Genomic DNA, 16,639 nt, shown 5'->3' with positions numbered 1-16,639 from the left:
GGTACGGATGCGCAAGTGCCAGGGCCACAGGGCTCCATGGTGTCTGTCAATGTTTGGTGATGTCCCAGCAGAGGGAGAGCAGGTCATGAAATTTTTCAAATTGCCGGATCTGGGCGAAGGACTGGCCGAGGCCGAGATCGTCGAGTGGAAGGTGAGCGCCGGTGATACGGTGCAGGTAGATCAGGTACTGCTGTCGGTGGAGACAGCCAAGGCGCTGGTGGATGTGCCCTCACCGGTGGCCGGGGTCATCGCCAGATTGTGCGGGCAGGGGGGGGACATCCTCCACATCGGGGCACCGCTGGTGGAGTTTGAAGGGGGCGAGGATGACGGCACCGTCGTTGGCAAGGTCAGCGCCCATCAGCAGCATATCGAGGATCATTTCGTGGTGGGGGCCATGGCGCCCGGCGGCACGCTGGTGCAAGCCATGCCAGCGGTACGTCTGCTGGCGCAAAAACTGGGGCTGGACATCGACAAGGTCAAGGGAACCGGCAGCGCTGGCATGGTGACCGAGCAGGATGTGCAACAGGCGTTCGAGGCCCAGCAGGAGAGCGGCAACGAATTCCTGAAAGGCTCGCGCCGGGCCATGGCCAAGGCGATGGAGCTCTCGCACCGGACTGTGGTGCCGGTGAGCATCACCGACGAAGTGGACTTGCGCCACTGGCGCCCGGATGAAGATGTGACGGTGCGCCTCATCAAGGCGATCGGCGTGGCGTGTCGGGCTGAACCCTCCATGAATGCGTGGTTTGACGGAGAGACCCTGTCGCGGCGTCTATTCAGGGAGGTCAATGTGGCCATCGCAGTCGACTCCAAGCATGGGCTCTATGTGCCCGTGATGGAGAACGTGGCAGAGCGGGACCAGGCTGACATACGGCAGGGGCTGGATCGGATGATCGCCGATGTGAAGGCCCGTGCCGTGCCGCGGGAAATGCTGCAGGGGGCAACCATCACCCTCACCAACTTTGGCGCCATCGCAGGCCGTTACGCCAGCCCCATCGTCACACCACCCCAGGTGGCCATCATAGGAGCGGGCAAGTTGTTCGAGAAGGTGGTGTTCATCCACGGCGAGGCGCGCCCGGTGCGTGCACTTCCCCTGTCGATGACGTTTGACCACAGAGCCTGCACCGGTGGAGAGGCGGCTCGCTTCCTCAAAGCCCTGGTTCAGGCACTGGAGTCGGCACAGGTCTAAACCGCTGTACCCCGCCGCTGGCGGGGTACAAATTTGTTTGCGTAATCGACAAAGGCACGTATAATCTCAACCAGCTTGAAAGGGCGATAGTTATGTCAATGAATATGATGTTTTACATCTTTTCCTGTTGTTCATAAGTAATCCCGTTTTTTGAGCTTTACCCGCTGAAAAGCATAAGTAATTATTTTGAATACAGGTTTAAAGATATGTCTAACATGATCACCGGTACCGTTAAGTTTTTCAACGAAACCAAAGGTTTTGGCTTCATCCAGCAAGAAAACGGCCCGGACGTTTTCGTTCACTTCAGCGCCATCCAAGGTAACGGCTTCCGTACCCTGGCTGAAGGTCAGCGCGTACAGTTCTCTGTGACCCAAGGTCAAAAAGGCCCGCAGGCTGAGAACGTAACTGCTCTGTAATTCTTGCAGAATTTAAGAAAGCCGTGGTACCTCTGGTGCCACGGCTTTTTGTTTTCATGGCTTCATCAATACGCGTCATGACCCTGATCTCCTCCCTCTTGCTGACCGTGGCGTTGACCGGTCAGGCCAGCCCGCCAACGCCGGATCCTGCGGTGAATGATGCCGTGTCCGTGTGTCAACAGTTTGTACATGTTCGTCTGGGAAACGCGGTGAAACCCGATGAGATCAGGGTACAGCCGGTGCCAAAACGGGCGGGAGAGTGGCTGGTCGATGGCAAGATAAAAGGACCCGAAGGTCCTTTGCTGTTTGCTTGTCTGCTGCGACAAGGAGAGCGCTGGGAGTTGCTCAACTTCTCGCTCTGGGCACCACAACCGCTCAATTCGGCTTGAGTGCGACCAGCAGGTGTTGGAGATGCTCCAGCATGGTCATGCCGAAAGGGGTCAGATAGCCGCCATCTGCCGCGGTGATCAGGCCCTGGCTGTGCAGGCGCGCTGCCGCCTGGCAAAGCGCTTCCGACATGTCGCTGCGCAGCTTGATCCCCAGGCTCATGTTGGCCGGATCAAAACACGCCAGTATTTTCAGCTCATTCACAAAATCGTCAGAAACCTGGTTGATCCCACTCATGGATGCACTCCTTACGCTAAAGATGTATGCAACCTAGCATCCCCGGTGTCTCTTTAGTGGGCGCTGGCTCAAACAATTGGCCTTTATCGGTGCCGCTCTGGTTCAAACGCTGCTTTTTTGGACGCTATCTATCCCCGGTCCGGCTGGACGCAAACGCCCCCAGCAAGGCAAATATGCTAGAATGGCACCCTCGTTCACCCTCATGACCAGGCGTGATGCTAGGTCATCTTGTTCAAGGCGCGTCTCATGATCACTGTTACTCTGGTCTCTCTGCTGCACTCTCTGGGTCCCCGTTTTCCTGTTTATGCTCCCTCCTTGCTGCTCCCTCTCCTGGCGCAATATCAAGGAGATCTCTGGCTGCCGGCCATTCGTGGGGAAGACGTGACAACCCTGCGTCAGCATGGCAAGGATGCCCAGAGTCTGGCTACCTTGTCGGCAGGCTGGTGTGAATTCGCGGCCCAGAGCAAAGAGACGCCGGAGCTCGATGCGCTGGCAAGTTACGATGAGGAGATGCTGGACAACCTGCAGATGTACTGGCGCCACCCGAGCAAGATAAACAGCCCGATCACCGATAACCTGTTCGAGCTGCGCCGCGAGGTGGTGGACGAGGCCCATGGCGGCAAGCTGGTTGCTGCCTGGAGTACCGCCCAGCAAGCACGGCTTGAGCAGATCATGGTGGGGGTCGCTGCGGGGCGGGATCAGCTCTGCTTTGTGGAGGTGGAGTCCGCCTATTGGCTGAGGGAGCGACTGGGTGAGACCGCGGGACTCCGGCTGTTGACCCCCGAGCTGGGGTGAGGCGATGGAAAGACAGATGACCCATTACTCCTGCTGGACAAGGGGTCGGCAAGATGTGAACATGTCGCCCTTTATTGAACGAGAGACTTGACCGATGAGCTATGAACTTAGCGACACCGAGCGCAATGCCGCGCTGCAACTGAACGCCGATTACCGCTTTGATCACTTCATCAGCAAGCTGGTCGAGCACGAAGAGCTGTTTGTCCTGACCGACGAACACGGCGTCATGATGCTGACGACCGAAGAGGAAGACTGCATCCCGGTATGGCCGCATCCCGACTACGCCAAGGCCTGGGCCGAAGGGGAGTGGGCCGAGTGCAAGCCGCAGTCCATCACCCTCAAGGTGTGGCTGGATCGCTGGGTGGACGGCATGGAGCAGGATGATCTCTGCGTGGCCGTGTTCCCGACGCCGGATCAGGAAGGCATTGTGCTGGACCCGGCCGACGTCGCCGACGCCATTGCGCAAAAGCAGGCCAAACGCAGCTGAATGCCCTCTGCCTGGTGCCATCCCGGTTGTAACAAAGACCCCGCCAATGTGCGGGGTCTTTTGTTTTGGGGATGACGGTGCCAGCTGCCCTATTTTTGCTGGTAGGTGGTATCCGTGATGGTCACTGACGGGAAGGTCTGCCCCTCTTTGATGGCGGCCTGGGTCTGCGCCTTTGCTGCTTCGTCAATCCAGAGCAGACCGCCGAAGCTGTAACCCGAGTTGGAGCCGTCGAGGGGCCAGTAGAGCAAGTCGCTCTGGGGGGTTGCCGGCACCTTGGGCAGGCGTATCCAGCGCCAGGCGCCGGCCCGGGTATAGGGCACCTGATAGGCGGGGACGAAGCTGGCGAGCTCATAGAGTCGCTGCTGGATCTGGCGGGAGAGGTCGGCCTTCTTGCCGAAATCGAACGCCTTGTCGTATTGCTCCACCAGGGCCGAGATCCTGTCGTCATCGATGTTCATGATGTTGTTGGTCTGGGGCTTGTTGGCATTGACCCTGTGGAAGTGTTCCCAATAGGCGGGATAACGGCCACCGCTCCAGGCCATCCAGGCACTCTGGTGTTTTTTCTCCAGCATGGATTTGAAGCCGGCAGACGCATCCATCAGATTGAGCTCGAGGTTGAGCCCCGCCTTTTTCGCCTCTTCCCGCAGCAGGGTGAGGCGCTGGGCATGTTCCGCCGTGGTGTAGGTGATGCTGAGGGAGAGGGGCTGGCCCTTGTCGTTTCGCAAGATGCCATCCGGTCCGGTCTTGGTAAAGCCGGCCTTGGCAAAGAATTCGCGAGCAAGTGCGGGATCGAAGGGGCGCGCCTTGAGGTCAGTATTGGTGAAATCTCCCTGGCCCGAGCCATAGGTGTTGAGACGCTGGTAGTCCCCCCGCAGCAGGGTCGCGATCATCTTGTCCAGGGCGAGGGCGTGCTGGATGCCGAGTCTGACGTCGAGATTGCTCAGCAAGGGATCGGCGGTGTTGAGATAGAGCCCCATGGGGGGCTGAGGCGTCTGGTTGTAGAACCAGAGCCGCTCGATATAGCCCTTCTCGAATTCGGCGGTCTTGCTCTTGTCGTGCCACCAGTTGGGCATCACGAGGGGGAAGGTGTCGAGCTCACCGCGCAGGAAGTGCTGCCAGGCGATGTTCTGATCCCTGAGCACCTTGATCTCGATGCGATCCGGATTGAAGCGGTGCTGGAAGTAGCGCTCGTCGTTCCCCCACCAATCCTTGACCCGGTCGAAGGTAACCGACTTGCCCTTCTTGAGCTCGCCAATCTGGTAGGGGCCGGTGACCGGCAGCACCTTCCAGTTGTACTCCTTGACCCAGTTGGCGGTCAGCTTGATGGCGTGGCTGGGCTCCGGGGTGAAGGGGAGGGCTTCGAGCAGATCTTCCCGGCTCTTCTCGGTGCCGCTAGTGATGGCGAGGGTGTGATCGTCAAACTTGGTCACTTCGCTTATCTGGGTGCTGTAGTAGTTGTTGTACCAGGGGTCGTTGATCTCCTTGCTGCGCATCATCTTGAGGGTGAAGACCCAGTCGTCCGCAGTGACGGGCTGGCCGTCCGACCAGCGGGCCTTGGGGTTGATGCGAAAATAGAGCGTCTTGTTATCCGCGCCGAAAGCCCACTGATTGGCCAGCATGGGGATGGGGTTGCGCGTCACGGGATGGGTGCTCAGGAGCGGCAGGTTGGTCTCGCGCACGTAGGCTGCAAAGCCGCCGTTGGAATCCGGCCCGTATTTGCGCAAGGTGAGCGGAAAGCTCGACATGAAATCCCGGAAGGTGCCGCCTCGCTTGGCCTCGGGGTCTGCATAGACGGGATCGGTGTCGTTGCTCTCCCATTTGAGATCTGCCGGCAGGGTGGCACTCCAGCCGAACGGGCTCCAGCAGAAGGGGAGCAGCATGGCCGTGACCCGCATGATGCCTGGTAAAGAGGGGATGATCGAAAATGACGGATGACGCATGTCCTTGCTCTCCTGATGATGGCGTCCTGCCGAAATAACGGGGTGGGCCCAAGAGGGCCTGACCCATGATGGGAAGTTTCCCGGGCGAGGTCAATCCTCGGTTTGGGTCTTCAAGAAGCGCATCTTGCCCCCCAGCAGATGCACCACGAAGCCGAGCAGCACCAGACCCGAGCCCAGCCATTGCAGGGGAGTGGGATGTTCATCGAGCAGCAGGGCGGCGGCCACCATGCCGACACAGGGCACCAGCAGGGAGAGGGGGGCAACCTGGGCCACCGGATAGCGCATCAGCAGCCTCCCCCACAGGCCATAACCGAGCCAGGTGGCGATAAACGAGAGATAGAGCACGCACAAGACGCCCTGCCAACGGATGTTGAGCAGGCTGCTCGCGATGAGTTCGGGCCCCTCGAACAACCAGGAGAGCGCGAAGAAGGGCAGGATGGGCACCAGCCCGCCCCAGGCGACCAGGCTCGGCAGAGAGGTGCGATAGCGCAGACCTATCTGGCGATTGATGACGTTGCCAAGGCCCCAGCAGGCGGCTGCGCACAGCGTCAGCACAAACCCGATGAGGGTGAGGTTGCCCTCGCCATGGGTGGCGATGAGATAAAGACCTGCTCCCGCCAGCGGCAGTGCCACCCAGTGGTGGGGCTGCCAGCGCTCTCCCAGCCAGATCATGGCGAACAGCAGGGTGAAGACCACCTGGGATTGCAGCACCAGGGAGGCCATGCCGGCGGGCATGCCGAATTTCATGGCGCAGAACAGGAAGGCAAACTGGCCCAGGCTGATGGCACCGCCATAGGCCAGCAGCCAGCGCCAGGGCATGGCAGGCCTGGGAACCAGCAGAATGGCGGGGAAGGCGACTCCGACGAAACGTAGTGCTCCCAGCAGCAGTGGGGGGATGCCTTCCAGCCCCCACTTGATGGCAACGAAGTTGAGTCCCCAGCAGAGAATGACCAGGGCGGCCAGACACTTGTCCTTGGTTTGCATGCAGCATCCTTGTTTGAGCGGCGCCGGCACGGCAGGGCGCCGAAGGGGTCGAGCATACCTGCTATAGGGTGGGCACCGTCAAGGGCGCAGGTGTCTGCCGGGCGAGTGCGGGCGGGCTAAGCTAAAAGTGAGAGCCCGGATTGACGGGCTGGCGTCGATGGCTGACCGGAGGTATTCCATGAGCGACCATACCCTGCTGCCCCATGGTGAAGACTTGCGCCGCGCGGTGCGCTGGCTCAGCGAACACCATCAACACGACATCCGGGCCATCGAAGAGGCCTGCCTGCGCTTCGATCTCTCCCCGCTGGATGAGGAGTTCCTCATTCGCCATTGCCGTGAGCAGCCGCCAACAAGCCGGACAGGTTAGACGAAGTTGGCCAGGTTGATGCCAAACTCCTTGGGGTCCACCGTGCTCTCTATGGTCTCCTGAACCCCGTTTTTGGCGAGATCCAGCCACTGCACCTCGAGATAATGGCGATGGCCTGCGTGATAGATCACCTTGACCACGGGCTTGAGCGGTTGCTGTTCGTTGCGCTGCATCACGATGGCCAGGCGCTGGTTGGAGAGCTGCACCAGGGTACCCACCGGATAGACCCCCATGCACTTGATGAACCTGGTTACCAGGTCGGCATCAAAATGCAGATCAACCCCCTTGAGCAGAATGCGAAACGCCTGGGTTGGCTGCATGCCCTGTTTGTAGACCCTGTCCGCCGTCACCGCATCGTAGACATCGACGATGCCGCTCATGCGGGTGTAGAGGGAGAGCTGATCCCCCTTGAGGCGCTGCGGGTAGCCGGTGCCATCGATCCGCTCGTGATGGTTGGCGGCCACCTCCAGCATGATGGGGGTGATGCCGGCGGTGGCGGCCAGGATGTCGTGGCTGTGGACCACGTGCTCGCGCATCACCTCCAGCTCCTCATCGGTGAGCTTGCCCGGTTTGTTGAGCACCTCGTCCGGGGTCATGATCTTGCCCACGTCGTGGAGCAGGCCACCGAGGGTCAGCTCCTTGAGCACGCTGCGATCCAGCCCCAGGTAGCGGCCGAAGTTCGCCAGGAGGATGGCGACATTCATGGAGTGCTCCATCAGGTAGGCATCCTTGGCACGGATCCGCGCCAGACAGAGCATGGCATCGCCGTGGGTGAACATGGTATCGACCATCTCTTCGGCCACGGCGGCAAGGGGCGTGATGTCGATGGGCTCTCCGGCTTTGAGATGGCGAATGAACTTGCCCTGCAGTTCGCGCGCTTCCTGATAGAGCCGACGGATCTTGAGCTCGCGCCCTTCACCACTGCCGATCTGACGAGAGGAGCCCGCCCCGTTTGTCACCACATCCGCCGGGCTTGCCGAGCCCCCTCCCGGCAGCTTGCTGCGGGCAAGATCCACCCGCACCGTCAGCACGCCGCGCCGGATCAGCGCCTCCACCTGCTGGGGGTTGGTCACCATGCCGGTCTGGGCAATCTCCATGGCGCCGGTCTGGCTGGCAATGGCAATGACGTACATGCCAGGTTTTAGCTGGCTGACGGGGATGACGGGGTGAGACTTCGTCGGCTTCATGGGTACATCCTGAGCTTATTATTATGTGTGATGTCGGTCTGCTGACGGCAGTCTATCACTGGCACATCATGGCGTCAGGCGCCATCTTGAGTCCCTGTCGCTTAGTACTGGTGTTGTCGGGTCTGACCGATATAATGTCGCCCCCAATCATGATGGATTCCGAGGTTTTTGCATGCGGCTCGACAAATTTCTTTGCGATTGCTCCGATTTGACCCGTTCCCAGGCGGGCAAGCTGATCCGTCAGGGGGAAGTGCTGGTAGACGGCGTGCTGGTCAAGCAGCCCGCCTTTCACATCAATGAGCAACACCAGATCGAGTTTGACGGTGTGACCTTGACCCTTAACCTGCAGAATCGCTACTTCATGCTGCACAAGCCGGAAGGATATGTCTGCTCCAATGAGGACCCGGATCACGCCACCGTGTTCCACCTGCTCGACGAGCCGGCCATGGGCAAACTGCACGTGGTGGGGCGCCTCGATCTCGATACCACCGGGCTGGTGCTGATCACCGACGACGGCCAGTGGTCCCATCGCATCACGTCGCCCCGGCACGAGTGTGCGAAGACCTACCATGTTTGGCTGGCTGATCCCGTGAGTGAAGAGGCCATCTCGCTCTTTGCCGACGGTATCTACCTGCGCAACGAGAACGACAAGACCCGCCCTGCGGAGCTGGAGATCCTGGACGAGCGGGAAGCACGCCTGACTATCCACGAGGGCAAGTATCACCAGGTGAAGCGGATGTTCGCCGCCATCGGCAACAAGGTGGTCGGGCTGCATCGGGAACGCATCGGCGATCTGGCTCTGGACGATGAGCTGGCTCCTGGGGAATACCGGGAGCTGACCGAAGAGGAAGTGGCTCTGTTCTAGGGGCGCGATCGCCTCTCTCCCTGTCCGGCGCGGGGGAGCATCGGCGGCTCAGTTCCCCATTCCGAGCACCAGGGCCGTGCCCAGGGTGGCCAGCAGGGCTCCGGCCCAGGCGGGGAGCGAGGGACGCATCCCCGAGTGCCACCACAGCAAGGGCAGCAGAATGACCGGTGTGGTGGAAGACAAGATGGCCACCATGCCCACATCTCCCTGACGCAGGGCCACCAGGATCAGGGTCATTCCCAGCGTCATCGCCAGAAATCCGTTGATGCCTATCATGCCGAGCACCTGCCGGTTGATGGGGTTGTGCGGCATGGCGAGCGGCAGGCGCAGTGTCCGCAAGACGCAGTGTGCCAAGAGGGCGCTGCCCATGCGCACGCCGGAAGCGCTCACCGCGTCCACGGTGCCGCTCATCATCACCGGCTTGGCGATGATGGCTCCGAGGCTCTGGCACAGGGCTGCGGTGAGGCCAAGGGCTATGCCGACCACGAGGCGGCCGCGCACCTGCTCCCATTCGTTCTGCTGGTTGTCGCCACGACGACCAAACAGAATGGCGAGCATGACCCCGGCCAGGACCAGCAAGGCGCCTGGCAGGCGCCAGCCATCGAGCCGCTCGCCAAAGAGCCAGAGCCCGAGCAGGGCGGAGAAGAGGGCGTGACAGGAGAAGAGCAGACCGCTGCGCCTGGGGCCGAGCCGGTTCATGCAGGCAAAGAGGGCGGTGTCGCCGACGAAGATGCCGATGAGGCCGGAGAGGGCCAGCAGGGGAAGGGCGCTCTCGGTGAGGGTCTGCCAGCCTCCCGTCACCAGACTTGCGCTGGCCAGCATCAGGCTGACCAGGAACATCCGCCAGCGGCTGTAGGCAAAGGCCCCCAGATGGCGAGCCGGTTTGACGGAGATGAGGGCGGCGATCGCCCATAAACTGGCGGCAGCCAGCGCCAGCCATTCGTAACCCATAAAGACCCCTGAAACGGTAGACGACAACCGGACTTGCAGGCGACACATCGCCCCGGGGCGATTGCCAAGGGGGCAGGGGAGTGCGCCTTCTGGCGATTGCGCCCACCCGTGGCGGCCGTGTCGTCATAAAACCTTGAAAAAAATAGCCCGAAAGACTCCCTCTATCGGGCAGGCCCGATACAATACGGGTCGTCTTCGGGGATAACAAGCGCGGCATGTTGCATTCGGTTCCAGGCGCGCCGCCGGCCTTCCCCCCATTGCAGTCAAAAGAATTGAACGAGGTTGATGTCATGTTTTACCGTTTCGCCGCCAGGCCAGCCCGCCGCTGGCTCTCTCCCTTGCTGTTCGGGTTGATGGCGGTGCCGCCGCTTCAGGCCACTACCGTGGTGCAGCAGCCCGTGCTGTCGGACAGGCAGACCCTGGTCAAGGGCAATGGCGCCGAACCCGAGTCCCTCGATCCGGCCCTGATCCGCTCCGGTTTCCCGGGGGAGGTGGTGCTGGTGGACCTGTTCGAGGGGCTGGTGAGCGAGGATGGTCAGGGCAAGATAGTGCCCGCCCAGGCCCAGCGCTGGGAGACCAGCGAGGATGGGCTGGTGTGGCGCTTCTTCCTGCGTCCCCAGCTCAAATGGTCCAACGGCGAGCCCCTCACCGCCCGGGATTTCGTCTACGCCTGGCGGCGGCTGCTGAACCCGGCGCAGGCTTCCCCCTCCGCCGGCCTGCTGCTGGCGACCGGCATCAACAATGCCCAGTCCATCTATGCCGGGGCGCTCGACCTCGATGCCCTGGGGGTGGAGGCAGAAAGCGACCAGATCCTGAAAGTGACCCTGGAGCGCCCTGTTCCCTATTTCCTGCAACTGGTCAGCCAGCGCCCCTTCGTGCCGGTCAACGAGCGGGTCATCGCCCAGTTTGGCAAGCAGTGGACCCAGCCAGGCAAGATGGTGAGCAATGGCCCCTACAAGCTGGCGAGCTGGGTGGTGAACGAGCGCATCGAAGCCGAACGCAACCCCCAGTACTGGGATGACGCCCATACCCGGATCCAGCGGGTGACCTACCTGCCGCTCGCTTCCCAGCATGGGGAGCGGCTGCGTTACGAAGCGGGGGAGATCCAGCTCACCAACAAGGTGGCGCTGGAGTACTACCAGAAGACCATGCAGGAGGCACCGGAGCGGATCTGGGGTCTGCCGCTGCTTGGCACCTATCTTTATACTTTCAATCTCAATCGCCCCGAGTTGCAGGATGTGCGGGTGCGCCAGGCGCTCTCCATGGCCATCGATCGCCACCTGCTGACCGAGAAGGTGAGCGGCCAGGGGGAGCGCTCTGCCTGGTCACTGCTGCCCGCCATGCCGGGTTATGACGAGCTGGATATCCCCCTCTCCCGGGAAGACCAGCCGACCCGGTTGGCCCGGGCCGCCGCGCTGTTGGCCCAGGCGGGCTACAACAGCGCCCATCCCCTCAGGCTGACGCTGACCTACAACACGTCGGAGAACCACAAGAAGCTGGCCCTGGCGGTGGCGGCCATGTGGAAACCGCTGGGGGTCGAAGTCTCCCTCAACAACATGGAGTGGAATGCCTATCAGGTCGCCAAGGACAGTGGTGATTTCATGCTGGCTCGTTCATTTTTGTTTGGTGATTATGTCGAGCCGTCGTCCATGCTTGGCAGTTTCCGCTGCCAGGATCCCCAGAACGAGAGCGGCTACTGCAACCCCGCCTTCGATGGTCTGCTGCAGCAGGCTTCCGAGACCCTGGATGCCAACGCCCGGTCCGGGATCTATCATCAGGCCGAGCAACTGCTGATGGAGGAGGTGCCCGTCATCCCCGTCTATCACTACAACCAGATGCGACTGGTGGACCCGGCACTGCGCGGCTTGCCGAGCCGCAACCTCAAGGGCGCCATCGCCACCAAGGATCTCTATTTCAGCCAGCCATGAGGAGTGTGGAATGAAGATTGCCATTATCTCGGATCTGCACGGCAGTCTGACTGCCCTCGAGCAGGTGCTGGCGCAACTCGCTCCCTGGCAGCCTGATCACTATCTGCTGCTCGGGGATCTGCTCAATCACGGGCCGCGTAATCCGGTGCCGGCGGGGTATGATCCTGCCGCCGTGGCGGCAAGGCTCAACGAGCTGGCCCCCCGCATCATGGCGGTGCGTGGCAATTGTGATTCGGAGGTGGACCAGATGCTGCTCCACTTCCCCATCACGGCGCCCTACAACCAGCTGCTGGTGGATGGGCGGCGCTGGTTTGTCAGCCACGGTCATCTCTATGAGCCCGGCAACGTGCCCCTGCCAGCAGGGAGCCTGTTCATCAGCGGTCATACCCATGTGCCTGTGCTGCGCCAGGAGGGAGAGATTTTCCTGATGAACCCGGGGTCTATCTGTTTTCCAAGGGGCGAGTGGGTGGCCAGTTATGGGCGCTATGACGAGGGCTGCATGAGCATCCATGCCTGCAAGGATGGAGAAACCCTGATGCAGCTGGTGCTCTGACTAGGAGCTGACAAGGAGAGGAAACCAGAAGGGGGAGAGGAGGTCAGGCCTTGATCCCGAAAGAGCGGGTGCCTGAGCGGGTATTGCCTTTGGCGTCATAGGTCAGGGAGCTGCTGTCTCTGAGCTTGCTGAGGAAGCTGGCGAGACGGCGATTGGAGACAATGCTGAGTTCGAGCAGACGTCCATTGAGGTTGTTCTGCTCCTGACAGGCTTCCAGCTTGGCTTGAAGGGCCTGCAATTGGGTCGGGAAGGCGCCCAGCTGTTGCTGCAGGTCGGGTAGCTCTGCCAGAGTCTTGTCCAGCGTCTCGATGGCCACCAACAGTTGCTGCTTGCGATCGGCGAGTGCCGGCAAGGCAAGGGCCCGGTGAGCCTTGAGGAGGTCGAACTCCTCTGCCAGCAAGCCTTGCATCTGGGAGAGGTTGTCGTCCTGAGCGCGCAGCAGCGAAGGGAGGTCCATCATCCCAACCGTTTATCCAGATCGGCTTCGAAGCTGAACATCTTTCTGGCTACGGCTTCGCTGTTGACCTTGTACTCCCCACTGGCCACGGCCTTCTTCAGGCTCTCGACGCGGCTCTCGTTACCGGTGGAGGCGGTGTTGAGGGTCTTCTGCATCTGTTGCAATTGCTGCGCCTCACTGGTCAAGGAGACAGAGTCGCTCTTGACGGTCGTCGCACGGCTGCTCTCGCTGGAGGTCGCCGACTTGGTGGCTACACCTTGGCTGCTGCCGCTGTTTTGCAGGCGGTTGTTAGCCAAGTTGTTGATATTGTTGATAGCCATAAGGTTTACCTTCGTCTGCTTTGCTGTTCGCTTACCTGTTTATCGGTGACGGCGGTCAGAACTTTAGAAAAAAATTGCGCAGTGCATTCATGTGTCAGAATGTCACGACCACGGAGCCCACTGCACTGACCTGGCCTTGCACCGTTCTGCCCGAGCGCGTGTTGACAAGCCGGATCATGTCTCCGAAGCTGCCATCTTGCAAGGCGCGGGCCATGGTTTTGATCTGCATGCTGCTGTTTTCGGCGCTCAGGGTGACTTGGTCCCCCTTGCAGACCACGCACACCTGGGTGAGCCTGATTGGCTGGCCCGGTTTGAGCTCACGCTTGCTGCGTACCCCGATGAGGGCGGTCGGGTCGGTAAGGTAGTCGCCACGGATCAGGGTCTGGTCCTGGTATGCCAGGGTCAGCATGGGTTCACTCAGAATGTCTCCCTTGGCAACCGGGACGGCGACGGTGACATAGGGTTTCTGGATGCTGACCCGGACCGGTAGATAGAGATCCCAGGATTTGTCTCCCTCGCACTTGAGGTAGACGGTAGTGTTGCGACGGATCTCCATCCTGGCGGGGAGGGAAATGGTGAGGGCATCTTCGCAGCGCGTGAGGGGGAGGCGCTCGTCAATGGTACCGGCCTTGACGTCGGCCTGTGCATCGAGGGGAATATCGAGCTGGTCGAGCACGAACGCCTGTGCCTGTTCTTGCAGATAGTCGGTGACCTCGGACGCCATGGCGTGAGACAGACTGCAAAACGGCAGTAAGATAAGGAAAAGTCTACTAATCATTTTTGCTTACCGGTCGATAAGTTATTCACGTATACCACCGTAGTTAACTATGCTTGCTCCAGAATTATTCGGTTGTTGAAACAACGATGATCTGATGCAAGCCAATGTGCATGCATAATGACATGCACGATCAGTGCCAAGCATTTTTAGGGAGTGTTTATGGCGAGTATTCTGGACTCGGTCAACCAGCGAACCCAGCTAGTGGGACAAAACAGGCTGGAGCTGCTGTTGTTTCGTCTCAATGGACGTCAAAGATTTGGCATCAACGTATTCAAGGTACGCGAGGTGCTGCAGTGTCCCCCTCTGACCGTCATGCCCAAGCTCAACTCCTGCATTCGCGGCGTGGCACATATCCGTGGCCAGACCATCTCGGTGATCGATCTCAGCATGGCGATGGGCAAGCGCCCCATCCAGGACCTCTCCAAGTGCTTCATCATCATCTCCGAGTACAACCGTTCCATTCAGGGTTTCCTGGTCCACTCGGTCGAGCGCATCATCAACATGAACTGGGAGTCCATCCTGCCGCCACCCAAAGGGGCTGGTCGCATCAACTACATGACGGCGGTGACCGAGGTAGATGGTGAGCTGGTGGAGATCCTGGACGTGGAGCGCATTCTCAACGAGATCTCGCCGGTCTCCACCGAGGTGTCCACCGAACTGGTGGAAGCAAGCGTGGAGCGCAATCCTCACGGGCGTCCCGTGCTGGTTGCGGACGACTCTTCGGTGGCGCGCAAGCAGGTTCAACGGGCACTGGAGGCTATCGGGGTGCAGTGCGTGCTGGCCAAGGATGGACGGGAAGCGCTCAACATGTTGCTGGAGATGTCCAAGAACGGTCCCATCAAGGATCAGATAGCCCTGGTCATTTCGGACATCGAGATGCCGGAGATGGACGGTTATACCTTCACCGCCGAGATCCGCAACAATCCCAACCTCAAGGATTTGCATGTTATCCTGCACACTTCCCTCAGTGGGGTGTTCAATCAGGCCATGGTGCAGAAAGTCGGAGCGAACAATTTCATTGCCAAATTCCAGCCGGATGAATTGGCCAAGGCCGTACAAGGCGCTCTCTAATCAAGAAGAACAACTGCATGAAGACACTTTCGGACGACTTATACAGGCAATTCAGCAATTTTCTGGCGCAACAGAGCGGCATAGTGCTGGGTGACAACAAACAGTATCTGGTCAAGAGCCGCCTGTCGCCCTTGATGACTCAGTTTGGTATCGAGAGTCTGTCTGATCTGGTCACCCGGGCGATGGGTGTGCGCGAGCGGGAGCTCAAGATGGCGGTGGTCGATGCCATGACCACCAACGAGACCCTGTGGTTTCGCGATACCTATCCGTTCCAGCTGCTGAGCGACAAGATTTTCCCGGAGCTTGGCAAGAGCGGTCGTCCCATCAAGATATGGTCTGCCGCCTCTTCATCCGGGCAGGAACCCTACTCCATCGCCATGACGGCGCTGGAGCAGCAAGTCAAGCGGCCGGGTACCTTGCCGGGCGGGGTGCAGATAGTGGGGACCGATATCTCCAGCACCATGCTCAACCAGTGCAAGGAGGGGGTCTACGACAGCCTGGCGCTGGCTCGCGGGCTTTCCCCCGAGCGCAAGCGACTCTTTTTCGAACCCTGTGGCGACAACAAGATGCGGGTGGTGGAGCGTGTCAGAAAATTGACCAGCTTCCGTCCCCTCAACCTGCTGGAGAGCTACAGCCTGCTCGGCAAGTTTGACATCATCTTCTGCCGCAACGTGCTCATCTACTTTGCGCCCGAAGTGAAATCCAAGATCCTCAACCAGTTCGCCAGCAGCCTCAATCCTGGCGGCTACCTGATGCTGGGGGCCTCAGAGTCTCTGGCCGGCCTCACCGACAAGTTCGAGATGATCCGCTGCAACCCCGGCATCGTCTACAAGGTCAAATAACCCCGCTCAATACCCTCTTGGCACACCTCTTGCTAAATATTCATGAAGCAGGAGGTGTGCTATGGCAATTTCATTCGACAAGGCATTCGGTGTTCATCAGTACACGCTGAGCGTGCGCGCCAAGCGTGCCGAGGTGTTGTCCAGCAACATCGCCAATGCGGACACGCCGGGCTTCAAGGCCCGTGACATCGACTTCTCACAGGCGTTGCAGGATGCCCAGGGCCAGCAAGGGTTCGGGCTCAGCACCACCAGCGAGAAGCACTTCGCCTTGCAGATGGATACCCCGGGCACGACCCAGTACCGCAATCCCCTGCAACCGGATACCGGTGACGGCAACACGGTGGACGTGCAGCAGGAGCGCAGCGAGTTCCTGCGCAACAGCCTCGAATACCAGGCCTCCCTTGAATTCATGAACAGCAAGATAAGCGGCCTGCTCAAGGCACTGAAAGGAGAGCAAGGATGAGTTTGTTCAAGGTCTTTGACATTGCAGGCTCTGCCATGAGCGCGCAGTCCGTTCGCCTCAACACGGTGGCGAGCAACATGGCCAACGCTGACAGTGTCAGCTCCAGCGTGGAAAAAACTTACCACGCCAGGCGGCCAGTCTTTGCCGCCCAGCTGGATCAGGCCATGTCCGACAAGCAGGCCTCGGTCGGGGTGGATGTGAAGGGCATCGTCGAGAGTGATGCGCCCCTGCTCAAGGAGTACAACCCGAATCACCCCATGGCGGACAAGGATGGCTTCATCTTCAAGCCCAACGTCAACATGGTGGAAGAGATGGCGGACATGATAGCGGCGTCGCGCAGCTACCAGACCAACGTCCAGGTGGCCGACGCGGCCAAGAAAATGTTGCAGCAGACCCTGGGTCTGGGCAAGTCCTGACAGAGGTGA

21 protein-coding genes are annotated in these 16,639 nt (G+C 60.2%); 13 read left to right on the top strand and 8 right to left on the bottom strand.

Annotation, left to right across the window (positions count from 1 at the left end; all coding sequences use genetic code 11):
* Nucleotides 1–85 precede the first annotated feature (85 nt).
* The 3 genes from ACVDHI_RS01015 (at nt 86) to ACVDHI_RS01005 (ending at nt 1,991) form a co-directional block, all read left to right on the top strand.
* Nucleotides 86–1,186, top strand: coding sequence for a dihydrolipoamide acetyltransferase family protein (locus tag ACVDHI_RS01015; RefSeq protein WP_447211585.1), 1,101 nt, complete (start codon nt 86–88; stop codon nt 1,184–1,186).
* 206 nt (nt 1,187–1,392) lie between these two features.
* A complete protein-coding gene (locus ACVDHI_RS01010; protein WP_005302803.1) occupies nt 1,393–1,602 on the top strand; it encodes a cold-shock protein in 210 nt (69 codons plus the stop codon).
* A 77-nt stretch (nt 1,603–1,679) separates the two neighbouring features.
* Nucleotides 1,680–1,991 (top strand): hypothetical protein, encoded by a 312-nt coding sequence (locus ACVDHI_RS01005; protein WP_102948633.1) that lies wholly within the window; start codon nt 1,680–1,682, stop codon nt 1,989–1,991.
* Here ACVDHI_RS01005 and ACVDHI_RS01000 read toward each other — a convergent pair.
* Nucleotides 1,978–2,226 (bottom strand): TIGR02647 family protein, encoded by a 249-nt coding sequence (locus ACVDHI_RS01000; protein WP_010675310.1) that lies wholly within the window; start codon nt 2,224–2,226, stop codon nt 1,978–1,980. The genes ACVDHI_RS01005 and ACVDHI_RS01000 overlap by 14 nt on opposite strands.
* Nucleotides 2,227–2,472: 246 nt before the next feature.
* Between ACVDHI_RS01000 and ACVDHI_RS00995 the strand changes: the two genes are divergently transcribed.
* Both ACVDHI_RS00995 and ACVDHI_RS00990 read left to right on the top strand, forming a co-directional pair.
* Nucleotides 2,473–3,021 (top strand): hypothetical protein, encoded by a 549-nt coding sequence (locus ACVDHI_RS00995; RefSeq protein ID WP_447211584.1) that lies wholly within the window; start codon nt 2,473–2,475, stop codon nt 3,019–3,021.
* A 94-nt stretch (nt 3,022–3,115) separates the two neighbouring features.
* A complete protein-coding gene (locus ACVDHI_RS00990; RefSeq protein WP_039040225.1) occupies nt 3,116–3,508 on the top strand; it encodes a DUF2750 domain-containing protein in 393 nt (130 codons plus the stop codon).
* 89 nt (nt 3,509–3,597) lie between these two features.
* Here the strand turns inward: ACVDHI_RS00990 and ACVDHI_RS00985 are convergent, their stop codons facing one another.
* Nucleotides 3,598–5,403, bottom strand: coding sequence for an extracellular solute-binding protein (locus ACVDHI_RS00985; RefSeq protein WP_408813678.1), 1,806 nt, complete (start codon nt 5,401–5,403; stop codon nt 3,598–3,600).
* A 135-nt stretch (nt 5,404–5,538) separates the two neighbouring features.
* Nucleotides 5,539–6,432: an EamA family transporter gene (locus ACVDHI_RS00980; RefSeq protein ID WP_447211583.1), complete on the bottom strand. Its 894-nt coding sequence runs from the start codon at nt 6,430–6,432 to the stop codon at nt 5,539–5,541.
* A 178-nt stretch (nt 6,433–6,610) separates the two neighbouring features.
* On the opposite strand from ACVDHI_RS00980, the gene ACVDHI_RS00975 reads away from it, so the two are divergent.
* A complete protein-coding gene (locus ACVDHI_RS00975) occupies nt 6,611–6,799 on the top strand; it encodes a hypothetical protein (protein WP_010675305.1) in 189 nt (62 codons plus the stop codon).
* Here the strand turns inward: ACVDHI_RS00975 and ACVDHI_RS00970 are convergent.
* Complete coding sequence (locus ACVDHI_RS00970; protein WP_447211582.1) at nt 6,796–7,986, bottom strand: HD-GYP domain-containing protein; 1,191 nt, start codon at nt 7,984–7,986, stop codon at nt 6,796–6,798. The genes ACVDHI_RS00975 and ACVDHI_RS00970 overlap by 4 nt on opposite strands.
* 172 nt (nt 7,987–8,158) lie before the next feature.
* On the opposite strand from ACVDHI_RS00970, the gene rsuA reads away from it, so the two are divergent.
* Complete coding sequence (gene rsuA / locus ACVDHI_RS00965; RefSeq protein ID WP_039040228.1) at nt 8,159–8,851, top strand: 16S rRNA pseudouridine(516) synthase RsuA; 693 nt, start codon at nt 8,159–8,161, stop codon at nt 8,849–8,851.
* A gap of 48 nt (nt 8,852–8,899) precedes the next feature.
* Here the strand turns inward: rsuA and ACVDHI_RS00960 are convergent, their stop codons facing one another.
* Complete coding sequence (locus ACVDHI_RS00960; RefSeq protein WP_221365622.1) at nt 8,900–9,802, bottom strand: DMT family transporter; 903 nt, start codon at nt 9,800–9,802, stop codon at nt 8,900–8,902.
* Between the two features lie 290 nt (nt 9,803–10,092).
* Between ACVDHI_RS00960 and ACVDHI_RS00955 the strand changes: the two genes are divergently transcribed.
* A complete protein-coding gene (locus tag ACVDHI_RS00955) occupies nt 10,093–11,730 on the top strand; it encodes a peptide ABC transporter substrate-binding protein (RefSeq protein ID WP_039040230.1) in 1,638 nt (545 codons plus the stop codon).
* Between the two features lie 10 nt (nt 11,731–11,740).
* Complete coding sequence (yfcE, locus tag ACVDHI_RS00950; protein WP_042017538.1) at nt 11,741–12,283, top strand: phosphodiesterase; 543 nt, start codon at nt 11,741–11,743, stop codon at nt 12,281–12,283.
* A 43-nt stretch (nt 12,284–12,326) separates the two neighbouring features.
* On the opposite strand, the gene ACVDHI_RS00945 is transcribed toward yfcE, so the two are convergent.
* From ACVDHI_RS00945 to flgA, 3 genes are all read right to left on the bottom strand, one after another.
* The gene (locus ACVDHI_RS00945) at nt 12,327–12,743 is read right to left on the bottom strand and encodes a flagella synthesis protein FlgN (RefSeq protein ID WP_039040232.1); all 417 of its coding nucleotides are present in this window, start codon (nt 12,741–12,743) and stop codon (nt 12,327–12,329) included.
* Nucleotides 12,740–13,060 (bottom strand): flagellar biosynthesis anti-sigma factor FlgM, encoded by a 321-nt coding sequence (gene flgM, locus ACVDHI_RS00940; RefSeq protein WP_010675298.1) that lies wholly within the window; start codon nt 13,058–13,060, stop codon nt 12,740–12,742. Before flgM ends, ACVDHI_RS00945 begins: the two co-directional genes overlap by 4 nt.
* Nucleotides 13,061–13,154: 94 nt before the next feature.
* On the bottom strand, nt 13,155–13,760 hold the full coding sequence (gene flgA / locus ACVDHI_RS00935) for a flagellar basal body P-ring formation chaperone FlgA (RefSeq protein ID WP_029314756.1): 606 nt from the start codon (nt 13,758–13,760) through the stop codon (nt 13,155–13,157).
* A gap of 237 nt (nt 13,761–13,997) precedes the next feature.
* Here flgA and ACVDHI_RS00930 point away from each other — a divergent pair, with 237 nt between their 5' ends.
* The 4 genes from ACVDHI_RS00930 (at nt 13,998) to flgC (ending at nt 16,630) form a co-directional block, all read left to right on the top strand.
* Nucleotides 13,998–14,909 carry a chemotaxis protein CheV gene (locus tag ACVDHI_RS00930; RefSeq protein WP_010675296.1) on the top strand — a complete coding sequence of 304 codons (912 nt, stop codon included), beginning with the start codon at nt 13,998–14,000 and terminating at the stop codon, nt 14,907–14,909.
* A gap of 17 nt (nt 14,910–14,926) precedes the next feature.
* On the top strand, nt 14,927–15,751 hold the full coding sequence (locus ACVDHI_RS00925) for a CheR family methyltransferase (RefSeq protein ID WP_180906936.1): 825 nt from the start codon (nt 14,927–14,929) through the stop codon (nt 15,749–15,751).
* A 61-nt stretch (nt 15,752–15,812) separates the two neighbouring features.
* Nucleotides 15,813–16,214: a flagellar basal body rod protein FlgB gene (gene flgB / locus ACVDHI_RS00920; RefSeq protein WP_010675294.1), complete on the top strand. Its 402-nt coding sequence runs from the start codon at nt 15,813–15,815 to the stop codon at nt 16,212–16,214.
* Nucleotides 16,211–16,630: a flagellar basal body rod protein FlgC gene (gene flgC / locus ACVDHI_RS00915; protein WP_005329775.1), complete on the top strand. Its 420-nt coding sequence runs from the start codon at nt 16,211–16,213 to the stop codon at nt 16,628–16,630. Before flgB ends, flgC begins: the two co-directional genes overlap by 4 nt.
* Nucleotides 16,631–16,639: the final 9 nt, after the last annotated feature.

It is taken from the genome of Aeromonas sp. 25-248 (genome assembly GCF_053005425.1).
Note: the sequence above shows the minus strand (reverse complement) of the source record. Positions and strands in the feature narration are given on the sequence as shown.

What these genes read in the sequence shown, in the direction of transcription:
- ACVDHI_RS00930 (WP_010675296.1), top strand. Translation starts at nt 13,998, where the DNA reads ATGGCGAGTATTCTGGACTCGGTCAACCAGCGAACCCAGCTAGTGGGA.
- ACVDHI_RS00945 (WP_039040232.1), bottom strand. Translation starts at nt 12,743, where the DNA reads ATGATGGACCTCCCTTCGCTGCTGCGCGCTCAGGACGACAACCTCTCC.
- ACVDHI_RS00970 (WP_447211582.1), bottom strand. Translation starts at nt 7,986, where the DNA reads ATGAAGCCGACGAAGTCTCACCCCGTCATCCCCGTCAGCCAGCTAAAA.
- ACVDHI_RS01010 (WP_005302803.1), top strand. Translation starts at nt 1,393, where the DNA reads ATGTCTAACATGATCACCGGTACCGTTAAGTTTTTCAACGAAACCAAA.
- ACVDHI_RS00925 (WP_180906936.1), top strand. Translation starts at nt 14,927, where the DNA reads ATGAAGACACTTTCGGACGACTTATACAGGCAATTCAGCAATTTTCTG.
- ACVDHI_RS00960 (WP_221365622.1), bottom strand. Translation starts at nt 9,802, where the DNA reads ATGGGTTACGAATGGCTGGCGCTGGCTGCCGCCAGTTTATGGGCGATC.
- ACVDHI_RS01015 (WP_447211585.1), top strand. Translation starts at nt 86, where the DNA reads ATGAAATTTTTCAAATTGCCGGATCTGGGCGAAGGACTGGCCGAGGCC.
- ACVDHI_RS00955 (WP_039040230.1), top strand. Translation starts at nt 10,093, where the DNA reads ATGTTTTACCGTTTCGCCGCCAGGCCAGCCCGCCGCTGGCTCTCTCCC.
- ACVDHI_RS01005 (WP_102948633.1), top strand. Translation starts at nt 1,680, where the DNA reads ATGACCCTGATCTCCTCCCTCTTGCTGACCGTGGCGTTGACCGGTCAG.
- ACVDHI_RS00985 (WP_408813678.1), bottom strand. Translation starts at nt 5,403, where the DNA reads ATGCGGGTCACGGCCATGCTGCTCCCCTTCTGCTGGAGCCCGTTCGGC.
- ACVDHI_RS00990 (WP_039040225.1), top strand. Translation starts at nt 3,116, where the DNA reads ATGAGCTATGAACTTAGCGACACCGAGCGCAATGCCGCGCTGCAACTG.
- ACVDHI_RS00980 (WP_447211583.1), bottom strand. Translation starts at nt 6,432, where the DNA reads ATGCAAACCAAGGACAAGTGTCTGGCCGCCCTGGTCATTCTCTGCTGG.
- ACVDHI_RS00995 (WP_447211584.1), top strand. Translation starts at nt 2,473, where the DNA reads ATGATCACTGTTACTCTGGTCTCTCTGCTGCACTCTCTGGGTCCCCGT.
- flgM (WP_010675298.1), bottom strand. Translation starts at nt 13,060, where the DNA reads ATGGCTATCAACAATATCAACAACTTGGCTAACAACCGCCTGCAAAAC.
- ACVDHI_RS00975 (WP_010675305.1), top strand. Translation starts at nt 6,611, where the DNA reads ATGAGCGACCATACCCTGCTGCCCCATGGTGAAGACTTGCGCCGCGCG.
- flgC (WP_005329775.1), top strand. Translation starts at nt 16,211, where the DNA reads ATGAGTTTGTTCAAGGTCTTTGACATTGCAGGCTCTGCCATGAGCGCG.
- flgB (WP_010675294.1), top strand. Translation starts at nt 15,813, where the DNA reads ATGGCAATTTCATTCGACAAGGCATTCGGTGTTCATCAGTACACGCTG.
- rsuA (WP_039040228.1), top strand. Translation starts at nt 8,159, where the DNA reads ATGCGGCTCGACAAATTTCTTTGCGATTGCTCCGATTTGACCCGTTCC.
- ACVDHI_RS01000 (WP_010675310.1), bottom strand. Translation starts at nt 2,226, where the DNA reads ATGAGTGGGATCAACCAGGTTTCTGACGATTTTGTGAATGAGCTGAAA.
- yfcE (WP_042017538.1), top strand. Translation starts at nt 11,741, where the DNA reads ATGAAGATTGCCATTATCTCGGATCTGCACGGCAGTCTGACTGCCCTC.